Source organism: Paenibacillus cookii, assembly GCF_018333375.1.
GTDB lineage: Bacteria > Bacillota > Bacilli > Paenibacillales > Paenibacillaceae > Paenibacillus_AQ > Paenibacillus_AQ cookii.
Genome location: NZ_BORW01000028.1, coordinates 22,160 through 46,472, shown reverse-complemented (window position 1 = coordinate 46,472; position 24,313 = coordinate 22,160). Strand labels below are relative to the sequence as shown.

The window sequence follows — 24,313 nt, the reverse complement described above, 5'->3', positions numbered from 1 at the left end:
CTTCGGTTTTACATTTTACACTGCGTTTACAATCGCGGCGCACAGCTTTTACATAACCGTTATACAATGAAATGGAGTTGCAGGTCCAACTGCCCCAACGGCTTATCGACAGGACATCCCATTGAACGAAGGAGACCTGAATTATACATGGAAAACATTATCGAAATCGAAGATTTGAATCTATATTACGAACAATTCCATGCTTTGAAAAATATAAATCTGGATATCCCGAAACATACGGTCACCGCCTTGATCGGCCCGTCCGGCTGCGGGAAATCGACGCTGCTGCGCACGCTGAACCGGATGAACGACATGATTGCCGGCACGCGCATCGAAGGCTCCATCAAAATCGGCGGCGTCGGCATTTATGCCAAGGACGTCTACGTGGAAGAGCTGCGCAAGCGCGTCGGCATGGTATTCCAGCAGCCGAACCCGTTCCCGAAATCGATCTACGACAATGTGGCCTACGGCCCGCGCCTCCACGGCATCCGCAGCAAAAGCACGCTGGACGGCATCGTGGAAGAAAGCCTGCGCCAAGCCGCGTTGTGGGAAGAGGTCAAAGATTATTTGAAGCGTTCCGCGCTCAGCTTGTCCGGGGGGCAGCAGCAGCGTCTTTGCATCGCGCGTGCGCTGGCCGTTAACCCCGATATTTTGCTGATGGACGAAGCCACGTCCGCGCTCGATCCGATTTCCACGTTGAAAATCGAGGAGCTGGTGCAGGAGCTGAAAGAAAAATACACCATCGTCATGGTGACTCATAACATGCACCAGGCTGCCCGCGTATCCGGGCGGACCGTCTTTTTCCTGAACGGGGAAGTCGTCGAAGCGGATGAGACGAAAACGCTGTTCAGCAATCCGCGGGATGCAAGAACGGAAGATTATATCTCCGGGCGATTCGGCTGATATAGAAGAAAACAACGTCAATAAAATTGTATAGGGGGAAACATCGGCCATGATTCGGAGAAAAGAATTGGATCACGACCTGGACCAGCTGCGTTCGCTGCTTGTTCGAATGGGGGAGCATGTCGTTGAGGCGCTCGACGGAGCGGTTCTCAGCCTCAAGACGCAGGATAGCGAAAAGGCGCAGGAAATCGTGCAGGCGGACGTGCTGCTCAATCAGATGGAAGAGGAAATTATGGATATCGGGTCGCGCCTGATCGTTACCCAGCAGCCGGTTGCGAAGGATTTGCGCAGAATTTTGGTTGCTTTTAAAATCTCCAGCGATCTTGAACGCATGGGCGACCTTGCCCTTGACGTGGCCAAAGTGACTTTGCGCCTGCAGGGCGAGCCGTTGATCAAGCCGCTGATCGACATTCCGCAAATGGCGGAAATCGTCAAAGTGATGATCGAGGAAGCGATCACGTCCTACTTGAACGAAAACACCGACCTTGCCTACAAAATGGCGCAGGACGACGACCAGGTCGATCTGTTGTACAGCCGCATTTTAACGGAATTATACGATCATATGAGAGTCAATCCGGATTCGTTGTCCCAAGCGTTGCTGCTCACGCTCGTCGGCCGTTATATCGAACGGATCGCGGACCATGCGACAAACATCGGGGAAAGCGCCGTGTATCTCGTGACGGGAAAACGCCCGGATTTGAACCGGTAAAACGCTATTTAACGCATAGAAGGCAGCAATTTGGCTATCAACATTGAAATGGATGAAAACATCGGAAATTTGCCGGTGTTTTTCTATTTATGCCCCCGATTTTTTTCTCGAATACAGGGTCATGTGTTAAGATATTAAAAGGCATGGCTTACAAGAAATCGAACGCTCGAATCGCTGGTAAATCAAGCAAGGGATCAATCCGTTAACCAAGCGGTACGTCTTCATTGAAATACATCCGACGGGTCATTTTTTTTCGAAATAAGGAAGTTTAAAAAAGGGAAGGTGCTGTATGAGCAAACTGATTCTGATCGACGGAAACAGTATCATTTACCGGGCATTTTTTGCGATGCCCCCGCTGACGAACACCAAGGGACTGCACACGAACGCCGTGTACGGATTTACGAATATGCTGCTTCGCCTGATCGAGGACCATAAACCGACGCATATGATGGTGGCTTTCGACGCGGGCAAAGTGACGTTTCGCCACGAAGGATACCAGGAATACAAAGGCGGCCGCGAAAAGACGCCCCCGGAGCTGTCCGAACAGTTTCCGCTGCTGAAGGAGCTGCTGCAGGGATTCGGCATTTCGCAGTTTGAGCTTGAAGGTTACGAAGCGGACGATATCATCGGCACCGTGTCGCGGATCGCGGAGGAAGCGGGACACGACATTCTCGTCGTCACCGGAGACAAGGATATGCTCCAGCTTGCATCGGACCAAGTCCAGGTGGGTCTTACCCGCAAGGGCGTAACGGAAATCGAGACGTACACGCCTGAGCAGATTCAGGAAAGATACGGCCTGAAGCCGCTGCAGATCATCGACCTGAAAGGGCTGATGGGCGACGCTTCCGACAATATCCCCGGCATCCCGGGCGTCGGGGAAAAAACGGCGCTCAAACTCCTTCATCAATTCGGATCGGTCGAGGAAGTGCTCGCGAACACCGCTGAGCTGAAGGGCAAGATGAAGGAAAAAATCGAAACCCACGCGGAGGATGCCGTCCTCAGCAAAAAGCTGGCGACGATTTACCGCGAGGTGCCGCTGGACAAGTCGTTCGACGACATGATCTTTGATGGATTAAAGGAAGAAAGCGCAGGCCCTGCGCTGGCGAAGCTGGAATTCAAATCGCTGCTCGAACGTTTGTCGTTCAAGGGAAACGGCGCCTCAGACCCGTCCGGCCCGCAGCAGGCTCCGGCCAAGGAAGTGAACGTTGTGGTTTTGACCGAGGACCGGATCGCCGAATTGAACGAAGCGCTTGGGGCCATCGAAGCGCTGCATGTGGAAACAAACGGGGAAAATCCCCATCATGCCGATGTGGTCGGCGTGGTTTTTTCCGGTCCGGAGAAGCATTTCTACGTACCGTTTGAGGTTTTGAAATCCGCAGCCGCGGAGCCTGTCCGAAAGTGGCTTGCGGATGCCGGGGTTCCAAAACGCGGGTATGACCTGCACCGGACGGATCTGGCTTTGCACTGGAAAGGCATTGCGTTTGCCGGGGCATCGTTTGACGTGCAGCTGGCGGCTTACCTGCTCGACCCGACCGAGTCCAATCAAAACCTTCATGCGCTGGCCGCCAAATACGGGCTGCAGACGCTGGCGTCCGACGAGGACGTCTTCGGCAAAGGCGCAAAATACAAGGTGCCCGAGACGGAGGTCCTGAGCAAACATCTTGCCGCCAAGGGAGCGGCCATTCTGGACCTGATCCCGCTGCAGGAAAAAGAGCTTGAGGGCAACGAAATGGCATCGCTGTTCCATGACCTCGAAATGCCGTTGTCGCGCATTTTGGCCGACATGGAAAAACAGGGGATTTCGGTGAACAAGGACGATCTGACGGAGCTGGGCAAAGAGTTCGAGGCGCAGATCGACGAGCTCGTCAAAAATATTTACGAGATCGCCGGCACCGAATTCAATTTGAATTCGCCGAAGCAGCTGGGCGAAATTTTGTTCGTGAAGCTCGGCCTTCCGGTCATCAAAAAAACGAAGACGGGATATTCCACCGATGCCGAGGTGCTTGAAAAGCTTGCGCCGTACCACGATATCGTGCGTCTCATTTTGCAATACCGGACGATCGCCAAGCTGCAATCGACCTACGTGGAGGGCCTCCTGAAGGAGATTTCGCCGGAAACGGGAAAAGTGCATACCTATTACCGCCAAACCATCGCGGCGACGGGCCGCCTCAGCAGCCAGTTTCCGAATTTGCAAAACATTCCGATCCGCCTCGAGGAAGGCCGGAAAATCCGCAAGGTGTTCGTGCCGTCGGAGCCGGGCTGGTATATCCTGGCGGCGGACTATTCGCAAATCGAGCTGCGCGTGCTTGCCCATATTTCCGACGACGAAGGCCTGAAAGAAGCGTTCCTGCACGACATGGACATCCATACGAAAACGGCGATGGACGTCTTTGGCGTCACCGCGGACGAAGTGGATGCCAATATGCGGCGTTCGGCCAAGGCGGTCAATTTCGGCATCGTCTACGGCATCAGCGATTACGGCCTGTCCCAAAACCTGAACATCACCCGGAAGGAAGCCGCGCGTTTCATCGACCAATATTTCGATGCGTTCAGCGGCGTCCGGCGCTATATGGACGAGATCGTACGCGATGCGAAACGGGACGGATTCGTGAAGACGCTTCTGGAGAGAAGGCGTTACCTGCCCGAAATCAACGCAAGCAATTTCAATCTGCGTTCGTTCGCGGAGCGTACGGCGATGAACACCCCGATTCAAGGAACCGCGGCGGACATCATCAAGCTGGCCATGGTGCATATGGATGCCGCTTTGGCGGAGCAAAAACTGAAAAGCCGCATGCTGCTGCAGGTGCATGACGAACTTGTATTCGAAGTGCCGGAAGACGAGCTGGAGCTGATGAAAAAACTCGTGCCGGAAACGATGGAAAACGCCCTGAAGCTGTCCGTGCCGTTAAAAGCGGAAGTCAGCTATGGCATGAATTGGTACGAAGCGAAATAATGCCCCATGACGGCCCCGCATCCGTTATAATGGGGATGAGGTGAAGACATCATGCCGGAATTGCCGGAGGTTGAAACAGTCAAAAGAACGTTGAATCAATTGGTCAAAGGCAAGGTCATTGACCGGGTTACCGTAAATTTGGCGCGGATTATCCAGCGCCCTGACGATATAGATCAGTTTGCTTTTATGCTGGCAGGACATCGGATCGAAGGCGTGGAGCGCCGCGGCAAATTTTTGCGGATTCTCCTGGACGGCCTGGTCCTGGTATCCCATCTCCGGATGGAGGGGCGATACGGCGTGTACGCCGGCTCCGATCCCGTGGAAAAACATACGCATGTCATTTTCCATTTTAACGACGGGACCGAACTTCGCTACAAGGACGTCCGCCAGTTCGGAACGATGCACCTATTCCAGCCGGGGGAAGAGTTTGCTTTGCCGCCGCTAAACAAGCTCGGCTTGGAGCCGCTGGATCCGGAGTTTACCCCCGGGAAGTTTAAAGAAGCGCTAAAAGGAAAAACTTCGAAAATCAAGGCGGTTCTGCTGAACCAAGCATATGTCGTCGGCATCGGGAATATCTATGTGGATGAGTCGCTGTTCCGCGCGGGGATTCACCCCGAGCAGCCGGCGAACACGCTGACGGACAAGCAGTTTGAAGCTTTGCACCAGGCAGTCGTGGCCACGCTGGCGGAGTCGGTTGAGGTTGGCGGCTCCTCCATCAAATCCTATGTCAACGGGCAAGGGGAGATGGGGATGTTCCAGCATCGACTGAAAATTTACGGACGCCAAAACGAGCCTTGCGTCACCTGCGGAACGCCGATCGAAAAGACCGTGGTCGGCGGACGCGGCACGCATTATTGCCCGGTCTGCCAGACCCTGAATTAAATAAAAGCATGGGCGTGCACTCCTTGTTTGTCCCTCCCATATACTGAGACCGTAGTGGACTTCAGGGAAAACGGAAGCTTCAAGACCCCGGTTCTTATTCAGAGCCGCGGGTTCGGGATCGGCCGTTTCGACAAGGGGAGGGAAACCAGGGGTGCTCAGTCATGTCTTTTCGCTGCTCCTGCTTGCGTTTGCATTAAGTTTGGACAGTTTCGGGGTCGGGATTACATATGGGTTGAGGCAGATGAAAATTTCGTCGTTGTCCGTCGTCATCATCTCCATATGTTCCGGAGTCATCATTTATATATCGATGCAGGTCGGCGTGCTTTTGGCCCGCGTCGTGTCACCGGACGCCGCTTCGGTTGTCGGGGCCGTCATTTTGATCATCATGGGGTCGTGGTCCTTGATCCAGTTGGTGATTCAGAAGGAAAAGGAACGGGACGACAAACCTGACGATAAACATACGGCAAACATCAAAGCGTCGGACCAAAGCCATGCAAGCGGGGCCGCGTTGCCGACGGCTTCCAGGGAAATGCCGGAGCAAACGGTATTTTCGCTCGAAATCCGCAAGCTGGGCCTCGTCATCCGCATTTTGCGGACGCCGTCTTCGGCGGATATCGATAAATCGGGCAGCATTTCGGGATTCGAGGCGATGTGGCTTGGCATTGCGTTATCGCTGGACGCTTTCGGGGCCGGACTCGGCGCTGCATTGCTAGGATTTTCGCCCGTTTGGACCGCGCTCGTCATCGCGCTGTTCAGCGGAACGTTTTTGGTGGTCGGCATGAAAACCGGCTTTAAATTCGCGGCAAGATCATGGATGCGGCATTTTACCGCGCTTCCGGCGTTGTTATTGATCGCCATGGGAATAATAAAGCTGTTATGAGGTGGTTTTGCACATGAATATCGGGTTAACCGGAGGTATTGCAACAGGAAAAAGCACCGTGTCCGCGCTCCTTGTCAACAAAGGGGCTCTGCTTGTCGATGCCGACGCGATCGCCCGGGAAGTCATGCTCCCGGGTCATCCCGTTTTGGCGGCGGTTGCCGAGCATTTTGGACAAGCCGTTATTCTTGAGGACGGCACCCTCGACCGGAAGAAGCTTGGGGACATCGTATTCCGCGACCCTACCCAGCGCAAAGCTCTGAATGACATCACGCATCCTGCCATCCGGAAGGAGATCCGCGGGCGGATGGACGATTTGCAGCGGGAACATCCGGACAAGCTGGTGGTCGTGGACATCCCCCTTTTATACGAATCGGGACTTGAACATATGTTTGAACGCGTCATGGTGGTTTATGCACCGGAGCACGTTCAGCTGGAGCGATTGATGCGGCGAAACCCATTGACGGCGGAGGAAGCGGCGGCAAGGATCCGGTCGCAAATGGATATTGAGGAAAAGAAGCGGAAGGCCGATATCGTGATCGACAACAGCGGAGACGCTGAGGAAACGGAGCGGCAAGTGGATCGGTTCTGGCTTCAAGCGGGATATGTATGAAGGCTGTTCGATTTTTGCGCAAAAAAAGAGTCCTGCTGCTGCTGTTCATCGGTTTTGTCGCGGTTTTGTTTTTCAGCACGAACTGGATGTCCTGGTTTTACCCGATCTATTACAAGGATAACATTCGCGAGCAGGCGGAGCGCTATGACGTTGACCCGTTTTTGGTCGCCTCGATCATCCGCGTGGAATCCAACTACAAGCTGGGCAAGGAATCGAAAAAAGGAGCGCTCGGCTTGATGCAGCTGATGCCCGACACGGCCCAGTGGGTCATGGAGCAGGCCAAGCTGCCGGAAGTCACAATGGACCATATCAAACATAAACCGGAGGCGAGCATTGCCATCGGAACCTGGTACCTGAGAAATTTGAGCAACCAGTTCAAAGGGAACCGCATCGCCGTCATCGCGGCCTATAATGCAGGACCGGGCAAGGTGGACGGGTGGTTGAAAAAGGGAGTTTGGGACGGAACGCTGGAATCGGTCAAAGATATTCCCATCGGCGAAACAAGGCACTATGTTCAGCGGGTGATTTATTATTATAATCAATATACGCGGATATACAACGAGTTTTGAATTTGGGGCGGACAAGCCATCCGAAGGAACTCCATGAGCGGGGTTTTGCTCTGACGCTTCCGTTCCCGTCACGGCAAAAAAGTATTGAAGCAGCCTCATCGGCTGCCCCAATACTTCTTTGGATGCATGTATTATTGGAATTGACCAGCCAGTTGTTGTTCAGCCAGGGTCACCAAACGTTTAGTGATGAGTCCCCCGATCGAACCGTTCTCATAGGAAGTCATGTTGCCTTGGTATCCGTCTTGCGGGATGGAGATACCCAGTTCCTGAGCAACTTCGTATTTCAATTGGTTCAGGGCTGCAGTAGCTTTAGGTACTACCAGGTTGTTGGAGTTGTTGTTTTGAGCCATTGATGTTCACCTCCTTGCTGTTTGTAAAAGTAGTATGTCTCAAAGATTCAAACTTCATCACTTTTTTTAAATGTTTTTCAGTTGGAAATTATAAGTAATTTTTTGTATCATCCCATCCACCCTCAAGGTAAAGGAAGTGAGTATGCATGAAATGTCCCTACTGCGATTACGCAGGCACCAAGGTGCTGGACTCCCGTCCGGCCAACGACAACAAATCGATCCGCCGCAGACGCGAATGCGAAAAATGCAGCAGGCGTTTTACGACGTTCGAAATGGTGGAGGAAACTCCGCTGATCGTCATCAAAAAAGAAGGAAGCCGCGAGGAATTCAGCCGGGACAAAGTGCTGCGCGGCCTCATCCGCGCATGCGAGAAGCGCCCGGTATCGGTGGAACAGCTTGAAGCCATCGTGTCCGAGGTGGAAAAAGCGCTTCGCAACACCGCGGTAGCGGAAGTCGAAAGCCGCCACATCGGCGAGCTGGTCATGGAGCAGTTGTATCCGGTGGACGAGGTTGCTTATGTGCGTTTTGCCTCCGTATACCGGCAGTTCAAAGACATCAACATGTTCATGAAAGAGCTGAAAGGGCTGCTTTCGAAGAATACGATGCCCGACTCGGTCGACTGACCGGATGTCCGAAGGCGCAAACGGCTAGGTGGAAGACATCAAGCCGCTTGCGTCTTTTTTATTTTCCGGGGTTACCGGCAAAAACATGGCATGGCATTCTGGGTGAATTCTTTACTTATGTGCCGTTGTAAAGTTCTGAAATTTATTTTAATTTTGTCAAGGTTGTTCGAAAATAAATTGTGAAAATTCGTTGACAACGGCAAAATATCAAATGTAAGATAATAACATATATGGGCTGGTTATGACGAAAATACATCGGGAGACATGGGAGGGGTCATCGATTTGTCTAATTTTGAAAGCGTTTTAAATGTAAAAAATCCTAAAAGCAGGATGTCCAAACGGAACGTTTGGAAAGAGCATGTCTTGGCTTACGCATTTTTGGCGCCTTCGATCATTTTATTTATCATGTTTTTGTTTTACCCGATGCTGAAATCCGTTTATTTGAGCATGACGATTACGGATCCTCGGGGACAGGTGGCCGAGTTCGTCTGGTTCGAAAATTTCGTGAACCTGTTCCAATCGCGCCAGCTTTATTCCAATTTGAGCGTAACGCTTCTGTTTATTTTGTACACGGTGCCGACTTCGCTGATCTGGTCCTTGTTTTTGGCGGCGATCACCCACAACAAGCTGCGGGGAATGAAAATTTTCCAATTCATATTTTCGCTGCCGATCGTCATTTCGGTCGGTACGGGATCCATTATCTGGTTTTTGCTGTTTCACCCGACGGCGGGGATGTTGAACTATTTTCTCAGCCTCATAAGCGTTGGCCCGATTCCGTGGCTGACCGACCCGGCCTGGGCGCTCATTTCCATTTCCATCATGACTGTTTGGATGAACATGGGTTTTCTGTACATCGTGTTGTCCAGCGGGCTGCAAGGCATTCCGGAGGAGCTTTATGAAAGCGCTAAAATCGACGGTTCCGGACCTGTACGCACGTTTGTGCGGATCGTGATTCCGCTGTTGTCGCCGACGATTTTTTTCGCCTTGATCGTTTCGGTGATTGGAGCTTTCCAGGCTTTCGGCCAAATTCATATCCTGACCAAAGGCGGTCCGATCAACTCCACCAACGTCATCGTCTACTCCATTTACCAGGACGCCTTCGTGAACTTCCGCTTCGGGATCGGCAGCGCGCAGGCGCTCATCCTGTTTTTGATTATTTTGGCGCTGACCGTGCTGCAGTTTAAAGTTCTGGAAAAGAGGGTGCACTATCAATGATTGCGAAACGAACGACTGCGCTGCTGCTGTACGTCCTGCTTGCCGCGTTGGCGCTGATGGTGTTGTATCCGCTTATTTTTACGGTGTTTTCGTCGTTGATGACCGAAAAAGAAGTATCCAATTTTCCGCCGCCGTTGTTTCCGACCCGTTTCCATCTCGATAACTTCAAGGAGGCCATCGCCGGATTTCCGATCGTCCGGTTCATATTGAACAGCTTTATCGTATCGGCCGCGGTCATGATCAGCCAGGTCGTGACATCGAGCCTAGCGGCGTACGCTTTTTCGTTCCTGAGTTTCAAAGGCAAAAACGCGCTGTTTGCGATGTTTCTGTCGACGATGATGATTCCATGGGAAGTGACGATCATTCCGAACTATTTGCTGATCAAAAGCTGGGGCTGGATGGACAGCTACCAGGGGCTGATCGTTCCTTTCATGGCCGGCGCTTTCGGGGTGTTTCTGCTCCGCCAGTTTTTTCTGCAGCTGCCGCGCGAATTGTTCGACGCAGGAAAAATCGACGGATGCGGGCATTTGCGGCAATATTTTTCGATCGTGCTGCCGCTTTCCAGGCCGGCGCTGGCCACGCTTTCGGTCTACGTGTTCTTGACGCATTGGAACCATTATCTTTGGCCTCTGCTCATTACGAACCGGGCGTCCATGCGGACCGTCCAAATCGGGGTGGCGATGCTGCAGCATGCCGAGGTCATGTCCTGGAATTTGATTTTGGCCGGGGTGACGCTGGTGCTGCTGCCGTCCTTCATCCTGCTGGCTTTAGGCGTCAAGCAGCTGGTGCGCGGCATCGCGGCGGGGGCGGTAAAGGGATAAAAGCGGTGATCGGCCTTGGATTTGCGGCGGGGCTTGTCATACAAGGCAATAGGCAGGTTTTTTAATAAAAGGGGAGGAATGATGCAGACTATGGGGAAGAAGAGGCTTGTAAGTTTGATGCTGGCAGCGGTAATGCTGCTGATGGCGGCCTGCAGCGTGAACATGGGCGAAGAAGAGCCGAAAGCGGCCGAACCCGGCACGAAAGGCGCCGAAACGAAAAGCGGGGCGCAAAAGGTCGTGTTCTGGCATGCCATGGGCGGTGCGACGACGAAGGTCGTGGATCAACTGGTGGACAACTTCAATAAGTCGCAGGATAAAATCCAGGTGGAAGCGGTGTACCAGGGAACATATGACGATTTGCTGAGCAAGCTGAAGGCGTCGATGGGCACCAGCGAAGGGCCGACGGTCGTGCAGATGTACGAAATCGGCAGCCGGTTCATGGTTGATTCCAAGCTGATTACGCCGATGCAAAACTTTATCGATCAGGACGGGTGGGACGTCGGCCAGCTTGAACCGAACATCAGCGGTTACTATACATTCGATCACAAGCTGTATTCAATGCCGTTTAACACGTCGAATCCGATTTTGTATTATAACAAGGATTTGTTTAAGGAAGCCGGACTTGATCCGGAAAACCCGCCGAAGACGTTTGAAGAGCTGAAAACTGCCGCGGACAAAATTTCGAAAACGGGCAAAGCGGTCGGCGCGAACTTCGCGATTTACGGCTGGTTCATGGAGCAGTTTTTCGCAAACCAGGGAGCGGAATACGTCAACAACGGCAACGGCCGGGACGACCTGGCGACCGAATCGCTGGTGAACTCCGACGCAGGGGTGAAGGTAATGACGTGGTGGAAGGATCTGATCGACACGAAAGCAGCCAACAATCTCGGACGGAAAACCGATGACTCGAAAAAAGCGTTCTCCGCAGGCCAGGTGGCGATGATCCTCGATTCCACGGCGGCGCTCAAAGGATTGGTGGACGGCACGACAGGCAAATTCGAGGTCGGAACGGGCTTTTTGCCGAAACCGGCAGATGCGAAGGAAGGCGGCGTCATCGTCGGCGGCGCAAGCTTGTGGATGATGAACAACCGTCCGGACGAGGAGCAAAAAGCGGCCTGGGAATTCATCAAATTCCTGACCTCGCCGGAGCAGCAGGCATTTTGGCACATCAACACCGGGTATTTCCCGATCACGACCAAAGCGTATGAACAGGACAGCGTGAAGGAAAATCTGAAGAAGTTCCCGCAATTCCAGACGGCGATCGACCAGCTGCATCAAACGAAGCTGAACCGGGCTACCCAGGGCGCCGTCATGGGCGTTTTTCCGGAAGCGAGACAAATCGTCGAAGGCGCCATCGAAGAGGTGCTCAACAACAAAAAGACGCCAAAGGCGGCGCTGGACGACGCGGCGAAAGAAATTACCGCCAAAATCCAGGAGTATAACCGGACGGTGAAATAAACTCCGTGGTAGGAGACGCCCTTTTTGGCTCTAGGGCCGGGGCGTCTTCTTTTTTTGAAAAAAAGTATTGCACAACTCTATCCACTATGATATATTATAGGAGTGCTCTTCAAAAGAGCGATACATAAGAATACGGGGCCTTAGCTCAGCTGGGAGAGCGCATCGCTGGCAGCGATGAGGTCAGGGGTTCGATCCCCCTAGGCTCCATTTTAAAAAAAGACATCCGTATTGGATGTCTCAGAGTGTCGAGAAAGTCCAACGGACTTTTCGACACTCTATTTTTTATATGGGGAATCATATCTTTTAAAATAAAAATCGATTTAAAGCGCTCTGAGAACCCTACTTCAGTGACCGACGAGGCAATTTTAAACCCCCTGCAAAAAAACAGGGGGTTTCTCGACAGCCTGAGACATCCGTATTGGATGTCTTTTTTTGTTTCGGGGCGGAGGGATGAATCTTGCAAGTGAAGCGGGTCCCGCACTGGGAACGGGGGGCCTCGCCGTTAAGGGGAGGGCGGATGAGCTTGGCGTTGCTATTTTTCGTAAGGGGTAGATCGTGTCGTAGATAAGCATCGATAGAATGACGTGGGTTAACAAGCATTTGTAGATATGGGTAGACAGACAAGCGTCGCCGGGCAGTTCATGGAGAAATTCATCTTCCGCTGAAATGTCTACGGAGGCATAAACAAGGTTAGATCGCTGCGCGTAAGCTGTTTCCGGTTGCTAACGGTTGTGACAGCGCCTATGTCGCTTAAAATGGTTCTCTGTAAGTTGTAACGGTCACCAACTAGCTTATTTGGAAGATTACCGTATGAAACTCGGCCAAAATGCCCAAATAACGTCAACCAGAACCGTTAAAATTTCATAACCTCCATTTTCTCGGCATTAACCGCTCTGGAAACCGTTAGAAATTTACTCCTCGCGATTCCTTCGTCTCCGGCGTTCAATTGGTCTCTTTAACGGTTGTGACAGAGCCTATGTCGCTTAAAATGGTTCTCTGTAAGTTGTAACGGTCGCCAATGAGCTTATATGCAAGACTACCTTATGAAATTCGGCCAAAATGCCCAAATGACGTCAACCAGAACCGTTAAAATTTCATAACCTCCATATTCCCGGCATTAACCGCTGTGGCAATCGTTAGAAATTTACTCCTCGCGGTTCCTTCGTCTCCGACGTTCAATTGGTCTCTTTAACGGTTGTGACAGCGCCTATGTCGCTTCAAATAGTTCTCTGTAAGTTCTAACGGTTACCAATGAGCTTATTTGGAAGATTACCGTATGAAATTCGGCCAAAATGCCCAAATAACGTCAACCAGAACCGTTAAAATTTCATAACCTCCATATTCCCGGCATTAACCGCTGTGGCAACCGTTAGAAATTTACTCCCATCGTCTTCGGGATTCCATATTACCTCCCCGTGTTCACGTATCTCCTCGCGTCCCATAGTCTTTTTTGCGTTCGCCCTATCGCTCACGTACACTCGATCTCCTCACGCTCACCTTATCCCCTTGATTCACGTATCTCTCTAGCGTCTTAACGTTCAACTTATCTCCTCATCTTTACTTGATCCTCGGGTAGCCGGCAACAACGCTATTTTTGTTTTCCGCCTGACCACCTCCAGCTTCGGAGGCCTGCCCCATCGGCGCAGGCCCAGGACGGCGCGCGGGCAGGAAGGAGCCACGCCACAGGCGACCGGGCCAACCGTCGTCGGCCGAAGCGATGCCGCAAGCAGGACGAGCGCTCCGGTGCGATCGACCGCCTGCTGGCCGCAGCTGCTTTTTCACCAAAAGGGCGTGAAAGATCATTAGTATGCTCTACAAGGGGAACTACGCAAGCAAACTGAAACATCTTGCATCTAGAAAATGAACGCAGCTTCAACAGAAGAAGCCAGGCTCCGTTCCGGATCAATAACTGGGTTTCTTACACCTCATATATCCCGATTCTGAAAAGCGATTTTTAGGACTTTCCGCACGTTTGTAGGGGGCCTTTTCCTCCATTTGGGGGACTATGAGCTTTGATAACCTTGCAAAAATGTGCATATAATAGGCTATATGAAGGGAGGAGCCGCGTATTCGCTACCTTTATGAATTTATAGAGCATCAGGATGATCTGCCGATCAAGCTTTTCGTGAACAGCGTGAAGCATATTCATTTTCACTGGCATAAAGAGGTGGAAATCGTCTACGTTCTCCAAGGCTCCGTCATCATGTACCTTGATCAGAAACAGTATACGCTCCATGAAGATGATGTCATTGTCGTGAACAGCATGTCGGTGCATCAGATCGAGCGGACAAGCCAAGACAACGTGCTGTTAACGCTGCAGTTCGGTCCCGAATGGTTGAATAATCAAGCGTTTATCTCGTGTAATTCTGCTGCGGATCCCGAGCAGAACCGGCAGCTGCAGAGCATCAAGCAAAATCTCGCCCAGATGGTCTGGGAGATCAATAAGAAGGCTCCGGGTTATCAAAGCTACACGATGGGCATTTTGCAGACGTTGTGCGGCTGCCTGCTGCGGTATTTTGCGGATGGAACGAATCCCGCAGCCGAAGAGGGCGGCAGAGAGTATGACTATAAGAGGCTGAACAGGGTCCTTACGTACGTAGACCAGCATTATAATGAAAAGATTACGCTGCAGACCATGGCAGAGCTGGAGCATTTGAGCCTGCATTATTTTTCTCACTTCTTTACGGATAAAATCGGCATCCCCTTCCAGAAGTATTTGACGTTGGTGCGCCTGGAGAAGGCGCAGGCCGAGCTTGCCGGAAGCGAAAAAAGCATCACGGAAATCGCTTTGGATTGCGGATTTGCCAACGTGAAGCTCTTTAATAAATATTTCAAAGAAAAGTACGGCTGCACCCCGAGCTCCTATCGTGACGCCTTGCTTGCTCAGGCAGCTGATCGGCCCGACCGCAAGCCGTTAACTTACGACGAGTCCTCAAGCGGCGACTATTATGAGATGGATACATGGAATGCCATGGGCACGTTATATCGGTATCTGGATGCTAGAGCAGACACGAAGCTCGAGGCGCTAAACCCGTCACCCCCGCTTACGGCGGAGCGGAAGATGGTCGAGGTCCAAGCCGATGGGCCTTCGGCAAGGTATGAACGGCACTGGAATGTCACGACAACCGCAGGCAGGGCAATCGAAGGGTTAAGGGAAGACTGGCGCCGGCAGCTGCGTGAACTAAAAGGGCATATTCCGTTCCGGTATATCCGTTTCCACGGCATATTTACGATGAGATGATGGTGTACAGCGAGAAGGAAGACGGAACTCCTATATATAATTGGTCATATGTCGACAAGCTGTATGATTTTCTCCTGGAGCAGGGAGTAAAGCCGTTTGTCGAACTCAGCTTCATGCCGAGCCAGCTGGCACGTTCCAAGGAAACAATCTTCTGGTGGAGAGGAAATATTTCACCGCCTGCCGATCAAACCAAATGGGACGCGCTGGTGCGGGAGTTCGTGCGCCATTGCCTGAATCGATACGGGGCGAAGGAAGTGGAAAGCTGGTATTTCGAGGTATGGAATGAACCGGATTTGTCCGGGGTGTGCTGGGCCGGGAGCAAGGAAGAATACTTTGCTTTTTATGCATCGACGGTTCGCGCGATCAAATCGGTCTGGCCTCAGCTGAGGACAGGGGGACCTGCGATGGGCTATGGCTCGTTATGGAATGATCCTTGGGCGGATGAGTTTATGGACTATTGCAGGGAACAAGAAGTGCCTCTCGACTTTTTTTCGTTCCATATTTATTCGGAATACCCTCGGCTTAAGGAAGAAAGGGAGCATCTGACCAAGATTATGCCTCCTTCATTTTATAGGGAAAGCATTGACCGTTTACGGGAGAAAATGAAAGCCGCCGCCTATGGCGACGTGGAGCTTCATATTACGGAATGGAACTTCTCCATGTACGACCGCAACTTGCTGCATGACACGATGTTTATGGCCCCTTTTGTCATTTATCATGCGATGAACACGCTGGGCGCGGTGAAAGCATTGGCCTTCTGGTCCTTTACCGACGTCTTCGAGGAGAGCACGGTGCCGACTTCACCGTTCTATGGAGGTTTTGGCTTGATTAACCGGGACGGGCTCAAAAAGCCGAGTTACTATGCCTTAGAACTGTTGCAAAAGCTGGGCGACGAGCTTCTGGTGCAGGGGGATGGTTATGTGGGAACGCGAACCAGGGATGGCAGCATGCAGTTTCTGTTCTATCACTACGTGCACGTGGATCCCCTGTTTTCAAGCGGCGACTGGTCCGAACTGTCCAGCACGAACCGTTACGATGTGTTTGAGGAAAAAGGAAACCGAAACTTCGAGCTATCGCTAAGCCGGCTTACCGGGACCTTTAAATGTACCAGTTATCGGCTGGACCGGCAGCATGGATCGGTGTTTGACGAATGGATTCGCATGGGGGCTCCCGAATTCCTTTCGGAGGAGGAGCTCGCCTATCTTCACAAGCGAAGCGGGCCGGTCATTCGGACAGAGCTTCTCCGGCAGGATCGCTGGCGCAAAGAAATTGATCTCCCGCCTCATGGCGTCATGCTGCTAACGTTAGACAGGCAGTATTAGCATGATGGAAATGAATCGAATCATAGATCAACAAGACATCCCTTTTTAATAAAAGGGGTGTTTTTTGCTGTTTATTTTCGAGCGTGATACACAAGCTAGGACGGAAGAAGCCAACTAGGCAAAAAATGCCCCTCTACACGACAACTTAAAACAAGAAAGCGTTCCCATGGAAACCCTATACTTAAGGTACAGCCGCACGAGAATGACAGGAGGGAAAACAAGATGAAGCGTTTCATGAAATGGATGACGGAATCGTTTGCGCCTCGATTGGAGGCGTTTACGAACAATGTCTGGGTTTCATCTATTCAAGACGCCATTATGGTCGCGATTCCGATGATATTTATCGGCTCGATCATTACGTTGATTTCGATTTTAAAGGAGTTCTTCCCGGGGATGCCGGATCTATCACCGATCACGACATTTAGCTTCGGTCTGCTAGGTTTATTCATTGCTTTCTTAACGCCTTATATGGTCATGGAAAAGAGGGAGCGCCACAAAATCAAGCTGCTGGCAGGAATGACAGGCTTATCTTTATTCATCATGCTGCTTAACCCGACCATGAACGAGGATGGAACCGTCAAGTTTATCCTTGAACGCTTTGGCGCGACGGGCATGATTACAGCACTGCTTGTGGGGATATTCGTAGCGGTGATCATGAATGTCTGCGGTAAATTCTCCTTCTTTAAAACAGAGAGCTCGCTTCCTGAGTTCATTAAGGAATGGTTCGATTTTCTCATTCCGATCGCGATCATTTTAACTACAGGATGGGTTCTGGTATACCAGCTGCACTTTGATATTTTTGCGCTCATCGTAAATGCATTTGAACCTCTTAATGCTGTGGGGCAAAGTCTCATCGGGTTCGTATTGTTTAACTTTATCGGCGTTGTCCTGTATTCCTTTGGGGTCAGTCCGTGGGTGTTGATGCCGATATGGTACACGATTTGGATTCCCGCCATTGAAGAGAACGCCTCTTTAGTGGCTAAAGGGCTGGACCCGGTTAATATCAATACTTTTGAAACCTTTTTCTCCGGATGGCTGGGCATCGGAGGTATGGGAGCCACTTTGCCGCTCGCCGTCTGGTTCCTGCTTGCCAGATCGCAAAAGCTGAAATCCGTCGGTAAAGCGACGATTATCCCCTCCCTGTTTAATATTAACGAGCCGGTCGTCTACGGAGCGGTTGCTTTCAACCCGCTGCTCATGGTACCGATGTGGATTAATGGTCTTATAACGCCGATCATTGTGTATTTGGCGCTCGATATGGGGCTGGTGAGAATCCCGAGCCAAATCTTTCAATTGTGGTATACCCCAATCGGGCTGTCTACCTACATGATGTCCGGGCTCGGCGGTCTTGTTCTTCTGGCCGTTGTCTTATTGATTGTATTCGCGGTATGGTTTCCGTTCTTCAAGCTGTATGATGCGCAAGAACTGAAGAAAGAGCGGGAAGCAAGTACAACAAGTCATGTGTAAAGGATGAATACAAATGAACCGATCAATTCATGAGTTAATTCAAGAAATGACGCTTACGGAAAAAGCATCCCTCTGTGCGGGATTGAATATGTGGATGACCAAAGGCATCGAGCGATTGAACATTCCAGCTGTGCATATGTATGACGGAACCAACGGGATCCGGAAAACGAACAGCGATGAAGAAATGGGCATCACGTCCGAGAACGTTCCGGCAACCTGCTATCCTACCGGTTCGGCCATCGGTTCCTCCTGGAACACCGAGCTGCTGCATGAAGTCGGGGTAGCGCTTGGACAGGAATCCAAGAAAATGGGCGTGGAGCTGCTGCTCGGCCCGGGCATCAACATGAAGCGGACGCCGCTTGGCGGCAGAAACTTCGAGTACTACTCGGAGGACCCTTGCTTAACAGGCGAGCTTGGCGCAGCCTTCATCAACGGGCTCCAAAGCGAAGGCGTGGGGGCTTCCCTCAAGCATTTCGCTTGCAACAATCAGGAGAACGAGAAAATGGTCACGAGCTCGGAGGTCGACGAACGGACGCTCCGCGAAATTTATCTTAGCGCTTTCGAACGGATCATTAAGAAGTCCGATCCCTGGACCGTCATGTGCTCATATAATTTGCTCAATGGCAGTTATACAAGCGAAAACGAGCATTTGCTCCATGATATTTTGAGGGAAGAGTGGGGCTACGAAGGTGTCGTGCTGTCGGACTGGACCGCCGTCAATGACCGGATTCGCGGACTTAAGGCTGGTCTTGATCTTGAAATGCCGGGGCCGGTTCATTACAATACGAAGGCAATCGTGGAGGCTGTGGAGCGCGGAGAACTCTCCGAAGAAAAGCTTGATCAAAGCGTTGCCCGTATTCTAAAGCTTGTAGAGCGAGTGACAGCTCCAAAAGAAACGGTCTCGGGCGCTGTTCAAGACTACCACGCGCTTGCGAGAAAAGCAGCTGCCGAAAGCATCGTGCTGCTCAAGAACGAGAACGGCATTCTCCCGATTCAGCCGGAATCCGCGCCATCGATTGCAATCATCGGACGTTTTGCCAAGAAGCCAAGAATTCAAGGGGCAGGCAGCGCCGAAGTTACGCCAACGCGGGTCGATATTCCGTGGGATGAAATCAAGGAGCTGGCAGGAGAGTCGGTTACGCTAAGCTATGCTGAGGGGTATCCCGCTGATGACTCCGTTCGCGAGGACCTGATTAAGGAGGGCGCGTCGTTGGCGGCGACATCCGATCTAGCCGTATTGTTCGTCGGCCAGCCGGAATATGCGGAATCCGAGATGCATGACTTGAAGAGCATTAACCTCCCAGAGCATCAAGTGAAGCTGATCCAAGCCGTTGCAGCCGTTCAGCCGAACTGCGTCGTGGTAACAAGCAGCGGAAACGCGCTTGCGATGCATCCATGGGTGCAGCATGTGCCCGGGGTCATCCATTCCTGGCTGACGGGGCAGGGGATGGGCAGAGCCATTGCCGAAATCCTGTTCGGGCACACGAACCCTTCCGGCAAACTGTCGGAGACCTTCCCGGTCAAGCTGTCGGATAACCCGTCGCACATGCGGATTCAAGGAGAAAACGGCAAGCTGTATTATCGTGAAGGACTGTTTATCGGCTATCGTTATTACGACCGTAAGGAAATGGCTCCGCAGTTTCCGTTCGGACATGGTTTGTCGTACACGACATTTAAGTACACGGATCTTCAAGCGGTACAGCATGAGAAGGGAGTTACCGTTTCCCTCCAAGTAGAAAATACCGGAAAGCGCACCGGAAAGGAAACCGTTCAATTGTATGTCCATGATGAGGAATGCAAATGGGTGCGTCCCGAGAAAGAGCTTAAAGCTTTTGCAAAAATCGAGCTCGCGCCGGGCGAGAAGCGGAAGATCGTTTTTGAGCTTGAAGAAAGAGATTTTGCCTATTACAACACGAAATACAATCGCTGGGTAGCAGAAAGCGGATATTTCCAACTCTGCGCAGGCAGCTCGTCCCGCGATATCCGAGTGACGAACCGACTGTTCTGCGACTTCGGCAAGGAAGAAATCACGTTCCATAAATTCAGCTTGCTCAATGAATGGGTGAGCGACCCGATCGCAAAGGACGTATTGGAAGAGTGCATCGATGAAATGAACAAGCACGTGAAGGACAAAGTATCTCTCCAGGATGAGTTCCTGGGATTTTGGGAGGACTTCCCGGTCATTAAAATCTTCCAGATGTTCGGGCAAAACTGGATGATGGAGCGGTCTCCGGATGAGGTCGTCGGCGAGCTGATCGAACGTGTGAACGAGAAACGGCTCGAGGCGCAGCAAGTCTAAATCTATTTAACTTAATCATGTCGACAAACATTATATAGGCCCATTCGTTTAAGGAGGATGTCATTCCATGGCATCCTTCTCTTTTATTGGGGAGTCGGACGAGCTGCTTAGTGAGATTAACTAAACATGGAAAGCAGAAAAAGGGGGGACTGTAATGCGAGGCGGACCGGGATTGGATTCAAGTACAGATTACAATAATCTTGGACCCGGAACATGAGCGCTTGATATTTACCAGTAAAATAGAGAAAATGAAGGTATCATCCATCTTCTTTTTATTTTTAAAAAAGGGATATAATGAAAGTTTTACATAAAGCAACTGTAATTATTGCGATTATTTCGTTATTAATGGGAACGACAAGTGCTTTTGCTTCCCGAAATAATCCCCATGTGTATATTAATTAGACATTTATACGAGCATAACGTATCAATAGCTTTGACAATGGAATGGTCTCGATGCCAAGGAGGAGTACATAAATGGGGAACGGATATGGCCAGCTTTTGGCGAAGATTCAAAATCCGGAACGACGGCTCGTTAAATTTCGAGAAATTGGAATATCATGTTTTCTGATTTTTATTTTATGTGTTACTGGTTGTTCCCCAAAAGATGAACCTTTTAATCATTCAAGCTTAAATCCAGACTTTCCAGTCCCGAAAACAGCCGAACTTCAGGAGAAAAAGGAATACTCGGAAGAGTACGCCTTCAAAAACGTTAAAGAAGAAAACGGACTACCGGACTATTATCGCAAAGAAATAGAGAGACGCGGCTGGATAGAAGCCGATCGATTGGGCTCAAAGTATACCTTTCAGAACGGGGACAAAAAAATCAATTTAATAATACTAACGGAAAAAATAATAATCCAGCTCTAGAGCCTAATTAGAGCCCCTCTTTGGCGTCATTTCAATGAAATGGGGGACAAAGGGGCTGTTTTTGAAAAAAATGCCCAACTTGTATATGACGAACTGCGATGCACGCATCTAATCGGTTCCCCGATAGGTGCGTTTTTTATGGATTGAAGTGGATTATAACGGGAAACGCCTTGTGAACACGCTACTGCCCGGCATACGCGATCCGGAAAGGGAAATCATGTTCCTTGTGCTGCGGCTCCCTTTAGTGAGTTACTCGAAAAACTTGATCTTAAGAAACTACTGCTCTTGATGTTGAGCCCTATGACTTGAATATGCCTTCAGTTGAAGTCGAATCCGCCGCCCCACAGCCTCTGTTGCCCGACTCCGAAAAAAAAGTGAGCCGGATTCCACGCTGACTTGTCTATAATATATCCCAACAAGAAAGGAGAGCCGGGCGTGACCGAGCATGAACTATTTCATACGTACAACAAAGACGTCTACCGAACATGTCTGTATATGCTCAAAAACAGCCAGGATGCCGAGGATGTATGCCACGACGTATTCGTTACGGTGTTCCGCCAGGACTGGAGCAGCGTGACGAATTTGAAGGCCTGGATCATGCGTATTACGATGAACCATTGCCTCAACGTGATCCGCAAAAACAAAACGAAGCACGAGAAGCAAGGACAACTGCAATGGCTTCATGATCAAGAAAGCCGGGCCGTAAGTCCGGTTGACAGCATCGTTGTAAACAAGCTTTCTTACGATGAACTGGAGCGTCAGCTGCTTCAGCTGCCGGAGAAACTGCTTAGCGTCGTTACGCTGCGATATATCGGCGATTTGTCCATTAAAGAAATTGCAGAGACGCTCCGCATTCCCCAGAATACCGTCCGGTCCAGGTTGTACAAAGCGCTCAAGCTGATCCGCAAAAAACTGGAGCGCCAGGAAAAATATATCATGAGGGGAGAGAATCATTTTGGAATCTATTGAGCTCAACGTTAGAAATCATATGAAGCGTACGGAAACGGTGCAGTATCCCGACTTTGATCAAATGCTGAGCAGCATTGAAAAAAATGAACTGAGGATCGTAGACGAAACATATCACAGACCGCAGCGGCGAAAAACGAGCGTGGCGATCATTGCGGGTGTGTCTGTGGCCGTTCTCGCAACGCCTGTTTATGCAGCCGTTCAATACGATTGGAGCAGTATTCTGTCCAAGAAACCAGGCATTGAAGCAGCCCTTGAGGCCGGTTATGGTCAGTATGTGGAGCAGAGTGTAACGGATCATGGCGTCACTTTGACGGTGCATACCGCTTTTACCGATGAGAACCGGACGGTCCTCCTGTACACGTTAAAACCGGAAGAAGCCACCCGAGGACAAGAGATCCGATACGACCGGATCGTCCTCAAGGACAGCAGCGGCACCCCCATTGAAGGGCATTATGTTCAGAAGTGGAACGCGGAGCAGGGCGTGTACCAGGGATATTTTGAGACGAATTGGGTGATGACAGAGGAACTGTCCAAGCTTCAATTTTCCGTGACGAATGTCCGGTATCTCGAGGATCTGGAGCACGAGATCCATTGGAATCCAAACGATCCGGGCACCCAGCAATTCACCATTCAAAAGGACGGCATCCAAACGGTAAAAATACAGGCCTTTGCATCCTCTCCGGGCCAAATCCTGCTTAACTCATCCGTAACCTTTACAGACGCTGCGGTTCAGGAGCAGACTTGGGCCAGAATCGCCGCGTACGACAGCCTCGGTAACAAAATCCGGGAGACGGAATCCCCCGCCTATGGTACAAGCGGTGCGACCGGGGAGTATGCAAGCCAACAGAAGTTTAGCGGGCAGCTGCTGAAGAAAAAAGGGAACCGTTTCGCTTTGGTGTATACCCATGAGAAGGGGCGCACTGACGGCACGTGGAACGTGAATCTCTCTTTGTCCCGGAAGCAGATGGAGAGCGGTTCGTTCAGAAAAAGCCTGGATATTCCGCTTCATACATGGCCCGAAGAGGCGAGCATCCGTGAACTGGTTGTAACACCGACCCAAATCCGGCTCGTCCTGAATCATCAGGACCGCCGATTCCGAATGCCTTACCAAACCTTGCAATTGGATGTTGGCGGCCGGGTATTTGAAGGGGAAGTTGGACTGGAGGAGAGCGATTCCCATGCCGGTAAAACCGTTCTCCGGTTTGAGCCTACGGACTCCATTACCGTGGATATCGCTTCACTAAAAAACACATCAATCACGCTGATCGGCAAGGAACGGGTGGATGTTCATAAGGGCAGCGATGTTCCCGTCCGTCTGACCGATATTTCCTCACAGCCGCAGACGATACGGACGAGCTACGAAGGATATCCGGTCTATTGGACCTATTATATCAAGGACAATAATCTGTACGTCGAATCCGAAAGCCCGGATGCAAGCTTTGGCGGTATCAATCAAACCTATTTCGTTGAGGGGAAAGAATCGATGTATCTGATTCCGCAGTTTTATTTTGGTTCGGGCAACAAGCATACCGATATGTACAAAAACTTCAACGGTACCGATCTGGACCTGTACGTATGGAACTACACCACCAAAAATCCGGATGACGAGCTTCGAGTAAAACTAAACTAAAGAACGCACAGCCCTATCATAACTTGCTGGAGCAGCTGCCTGCTGGGCGGCTGCCTTTTTCATTATGCGCAGAGATTTGCGCCAACCTGCTCCGAGTTTGCTGCGGTTCTATTTATAACTTCATAAGAATGGATGATGATTTCAACATTCGCTTTGGCGAAGTTCATCGTCCTCTGACTGTCTGCGGAGGCACAAACAATGTTAGATCGCTGCGCGTAAGCTGTTCTCGGTTGCTAACGGTTGTGACAGCGCCTATGTCGCTTCAAATGGTTCTCTGTAAGGTGTAACGGTCACCAATGAGCTTATTTGGAAAATTACCGTATGAAATTCGGCCGAAATGCCCAAATAACGTCAACCGGAACCGTTAAAATTTCATAACCTCCATTTTTTCGGCATTAACCGATGTGGCAACCGTTAGAATCTTACTTCCACACTTATTTCCATACTTATTTCGACACTTTTACTTGTCCGCTCACCTTGACTACATCTTCTCGCGTTCAATTGTTTCCTCGACTTTTCCCTTCATCTCCTAGGCGCTAACTTGT

The 24,313-nt window shown here is 50.9% G+C and carries 19 protein-coding genes and 1 tRNA gene; 19 read left to right on the top strand and 1 reads right to left on the bottom strand.

All coding sequences use genetic code 11. From position 1 onward, the window contains the following. Positions 1–147: 147 nt before the first annotated feature. The 7 genes from pstB to KI367_RS20245 all read left to right on the top strand — a co-directional run bounded on the left by pstB (position 148) and on the right by KI367_RS20245 (position 7,506). The gene (gene pstB / locus KI367_RS20275) at positions 148–903 is read left to right on the top strand and encodes a phosphate ABC transporter ATP-binding protein PstB (protein ID WP_036707871.1); all 756 of its coding nucleotides are present in this window, start codon (positions 148–150) and stop codon (positions 901–903) included. A 49-nt stretch (positions 904–952) separates the two neighbouring features. Next, on the top strand, positions 953–1,612 hold the full coding sequence (gene phoU / locus KI367_RS20270; RefSeq protein ID WP_212951951.1) for a phosphate signaling complex protein PhoU: 660 nt from the start codon (positions 953–955) through the stop codon (positions 1,610–1,612). Between the two features lie 289 nt (positions 1,613–1,901). Beyond that, the gene (gene polA / locus KI367_RS20265) at positions 1,902–4,565 is read left to right on the top strand and encodes a DNA polymerase I (protein WP_212951949.1); all 2,664 of its coding nucleotides are present in this window, start codon (positions 1,902–1,904) and stop codon (positions 4,563–4,565) included. A 51-nt stretch (positions 4,566–4,616) separates the two neighbouring features. After that, on the top strand, positions 4,617–5,447 hold the full coding sequence (gene mutM / locus KI367_RS20260; protein WP_212951947.1) for a DNA-formamidopyrimidine glycosylase: 831 nt from the start codon (positions 4,617–4,619) through the stop codon (positions 5,445–5,447). 151 nt (positions 5,448–5,598) lie between these two features. Further along, positions 5,599–6,327, top strand: a complete 729-nt coding sequence (locus KI367_RS20255) for a manganese efflux pump (protein ID WP_036707875.1) — start codon at positions 5,599–5,601, stop codon at positions 6,325–6,327. 13 nt (positions 6,328–6,340) lie between these two features. Next, entirely contained in the window at positions 6,341–6,937 is a 597-nt protein-coding gene (gene coaE, locus KI367_RS20250) for a dephospho-CoA kinase (protein WP_212951946.1), read from the top strand. After that, positions 6,934–7,506 (top strand): lytic transglycosylase domain-containing protein, encoded by a 573-nt coding sequence (locus tag KI367_RS20245; RefSeq protein WP_212951944.1) that lies wholly within the window; start codon positions 6,934–6,936, stop codon positions 7,504–7,506. Before coaE ends, KI367_RS20245 begins: the two co-directional genes overlap by 4 nt. A gap of 131 nt (positions 7,507–7,637) precedes the next feature. Here the strand turns inward: KI367_RS20245 and KI367_RS20240 are convergent, their stop codons facing one another. Then, positions 7,638–7,856, bottom strand: coding sequence for an alpha/beta-type small acid-soluble spore protein (locus KI367_RS20240; protein ID WP_036707882.1), 219 nt, complete (start codon positions 7,854–7,856; stop codon positions 7,638–7,640). 146 nt (positions 7,857–8,002) lie between these two features. On the opposite strand from KI367_RS20240, the gene nrdR reads away from it, so the two are divergent. The 12 genes from nrdR to KI367_RS20185 all read left to right on the top strand — a co-directional run bounded on the left by nrdR (position 8,003) and on the right by KI367_RS20185 (position 23,768). Next, complete coding sequence (nrdR, locus tag KI367_RS20235; protein WP_036707885.1) at positions 8,003–8,479, top strand: transcriptional regulator NrdR; 477 nt, start codon at positions 8,003–8,005, stop codon at positions 8,477–8,479. Between the two features lie 330 nt (positions 8,480–8,809). Next, a complete protein-coding gene (locus KI367_RS20230; RefSeq protein ID WP_036708023.1) occupies positions 8,810–9,694 on the top strand; it encodes a carbohydrate ABC transporter permease in 885 nt (294 codons plus the stop codon). Beyond that, a complete protein-coding gene (locus KI367_RS20225; RefSeq protein ID WP_212951942.1) occupies positions 9,691–10,515 on the top strand; it encodes a carbohydrate ABC transporter permease in 825 nt (274 codons plus the stop codon). The genes KI367_RS20230 and KI367_RS20225 overlap by 4 nt, the downstream gene beginning before the upstream one ends. Before the next feature lie 81 nt (positions 10,516–10,596). After that, positions 10,597–11,973 carry an ABC transporter substrate-binding protein gene (locus KI367_RS20220; protein WP_036707888.1) on the top strand — a complete coding sequence of 459 codons (1,377 nt, stop codon included), beginning with the start codon at positions 10,597–10,599 and terminating at the stop codon, positions 11,971–11,973. Positions 11,974–12,107: 134 nt separating this feature from the next. Further along, positions 12,108–12,180, top strand: a tRNA-Ala gene (locus tag KI367_RS20215). Between the two features lie 1,918 nt (positions 12,181–14,098). Continuing rightward, a complete protein-coding gene (locus tag KI367_RS27285) occupies positions 14,099–15,214 on the top strand; it encodes an AraC family transcriptional regulator (RefSeq protein ID WP_246537143.1) in 1,116 nt (371 codons plus the stop codon). Between the two features lie 2 nt (positions 15,215–15,216). Continuing rightward, complete coding sequence (locus tag KI367_RS27280) at positions 15,217–16,536, top strand: GH39 family glycosyl hydrolase (RefSeq protein WP_246537141.1); 1,320 nt, start codon at positions 15,217–15,219, stop codon at positions 16,534–16,536. A gap of 222 nt (positions 16,537–16,758) precedes the next feature. Beyond that, positions 16,759–18,003 carry a PTS sugar transporter subunit IIC gene (locus KI367_RS20205; protein WP_212951940.1) on the top strand — a complete coding sequence of 415 codons (1,245 nt, stop codon included), beginning with the start codon at positions 16,759–16,761 and terminating at the stop codon, positions 18,001–18,003. A 13-nt stretch (positions 18,004–18,016) separates the two neighbouring features. Further along, positions 18,017–20,302, top strand: coding sequence for a beta-glucosidase family protein (locus KI367_RS20200; RefSeq protein WP_212951938.1), 2,286 nt, complete (start codon positions 18,017–18,019; stop codon positions 20,300–20,302). A 474-nt stretch (positions 20,303–20,776) separates the two neighbouring features. Further along, the gene (locus KI367_RS20195; protein WP_212951937.1) at positions 20,777–21,169 is read left to right on the top strand and encodes a hypothetical protein; all 393 of its coding nucleotides are present in this window, start codon (positions 20,777–20,779) and stop codon (positions 21,167–21,169) included. Between the two features lie 435 nt (positions 21,170–21,604). Next, positions 21,605–22,138, top strand: a complete 534-nt coding sequence (locus KI367_RS20190; RefSeq protein WP_212951935.1) for an RNA polymerase sigma factor — start codon at positions 21,605–21,607, stop codon at positions 22,136–22,138. Beyond that, positions 22,125–23,768, top strand: a complete 1,644-nt coding sequence (locus KI367_RS20185) for a DUF4179 domain-containing protein (protein ID WP_212951933.1) — start codon at positions 22,125–22,127, stop codon at positions 23,766–23,768. Before KI367_RS20190 ends, KI367_RS20185 begins: the two co-directional genes overlap by 14 nt. The last annotated feature ends 545 nt before the right edge of the window (positions 23,769–24,313 follow it).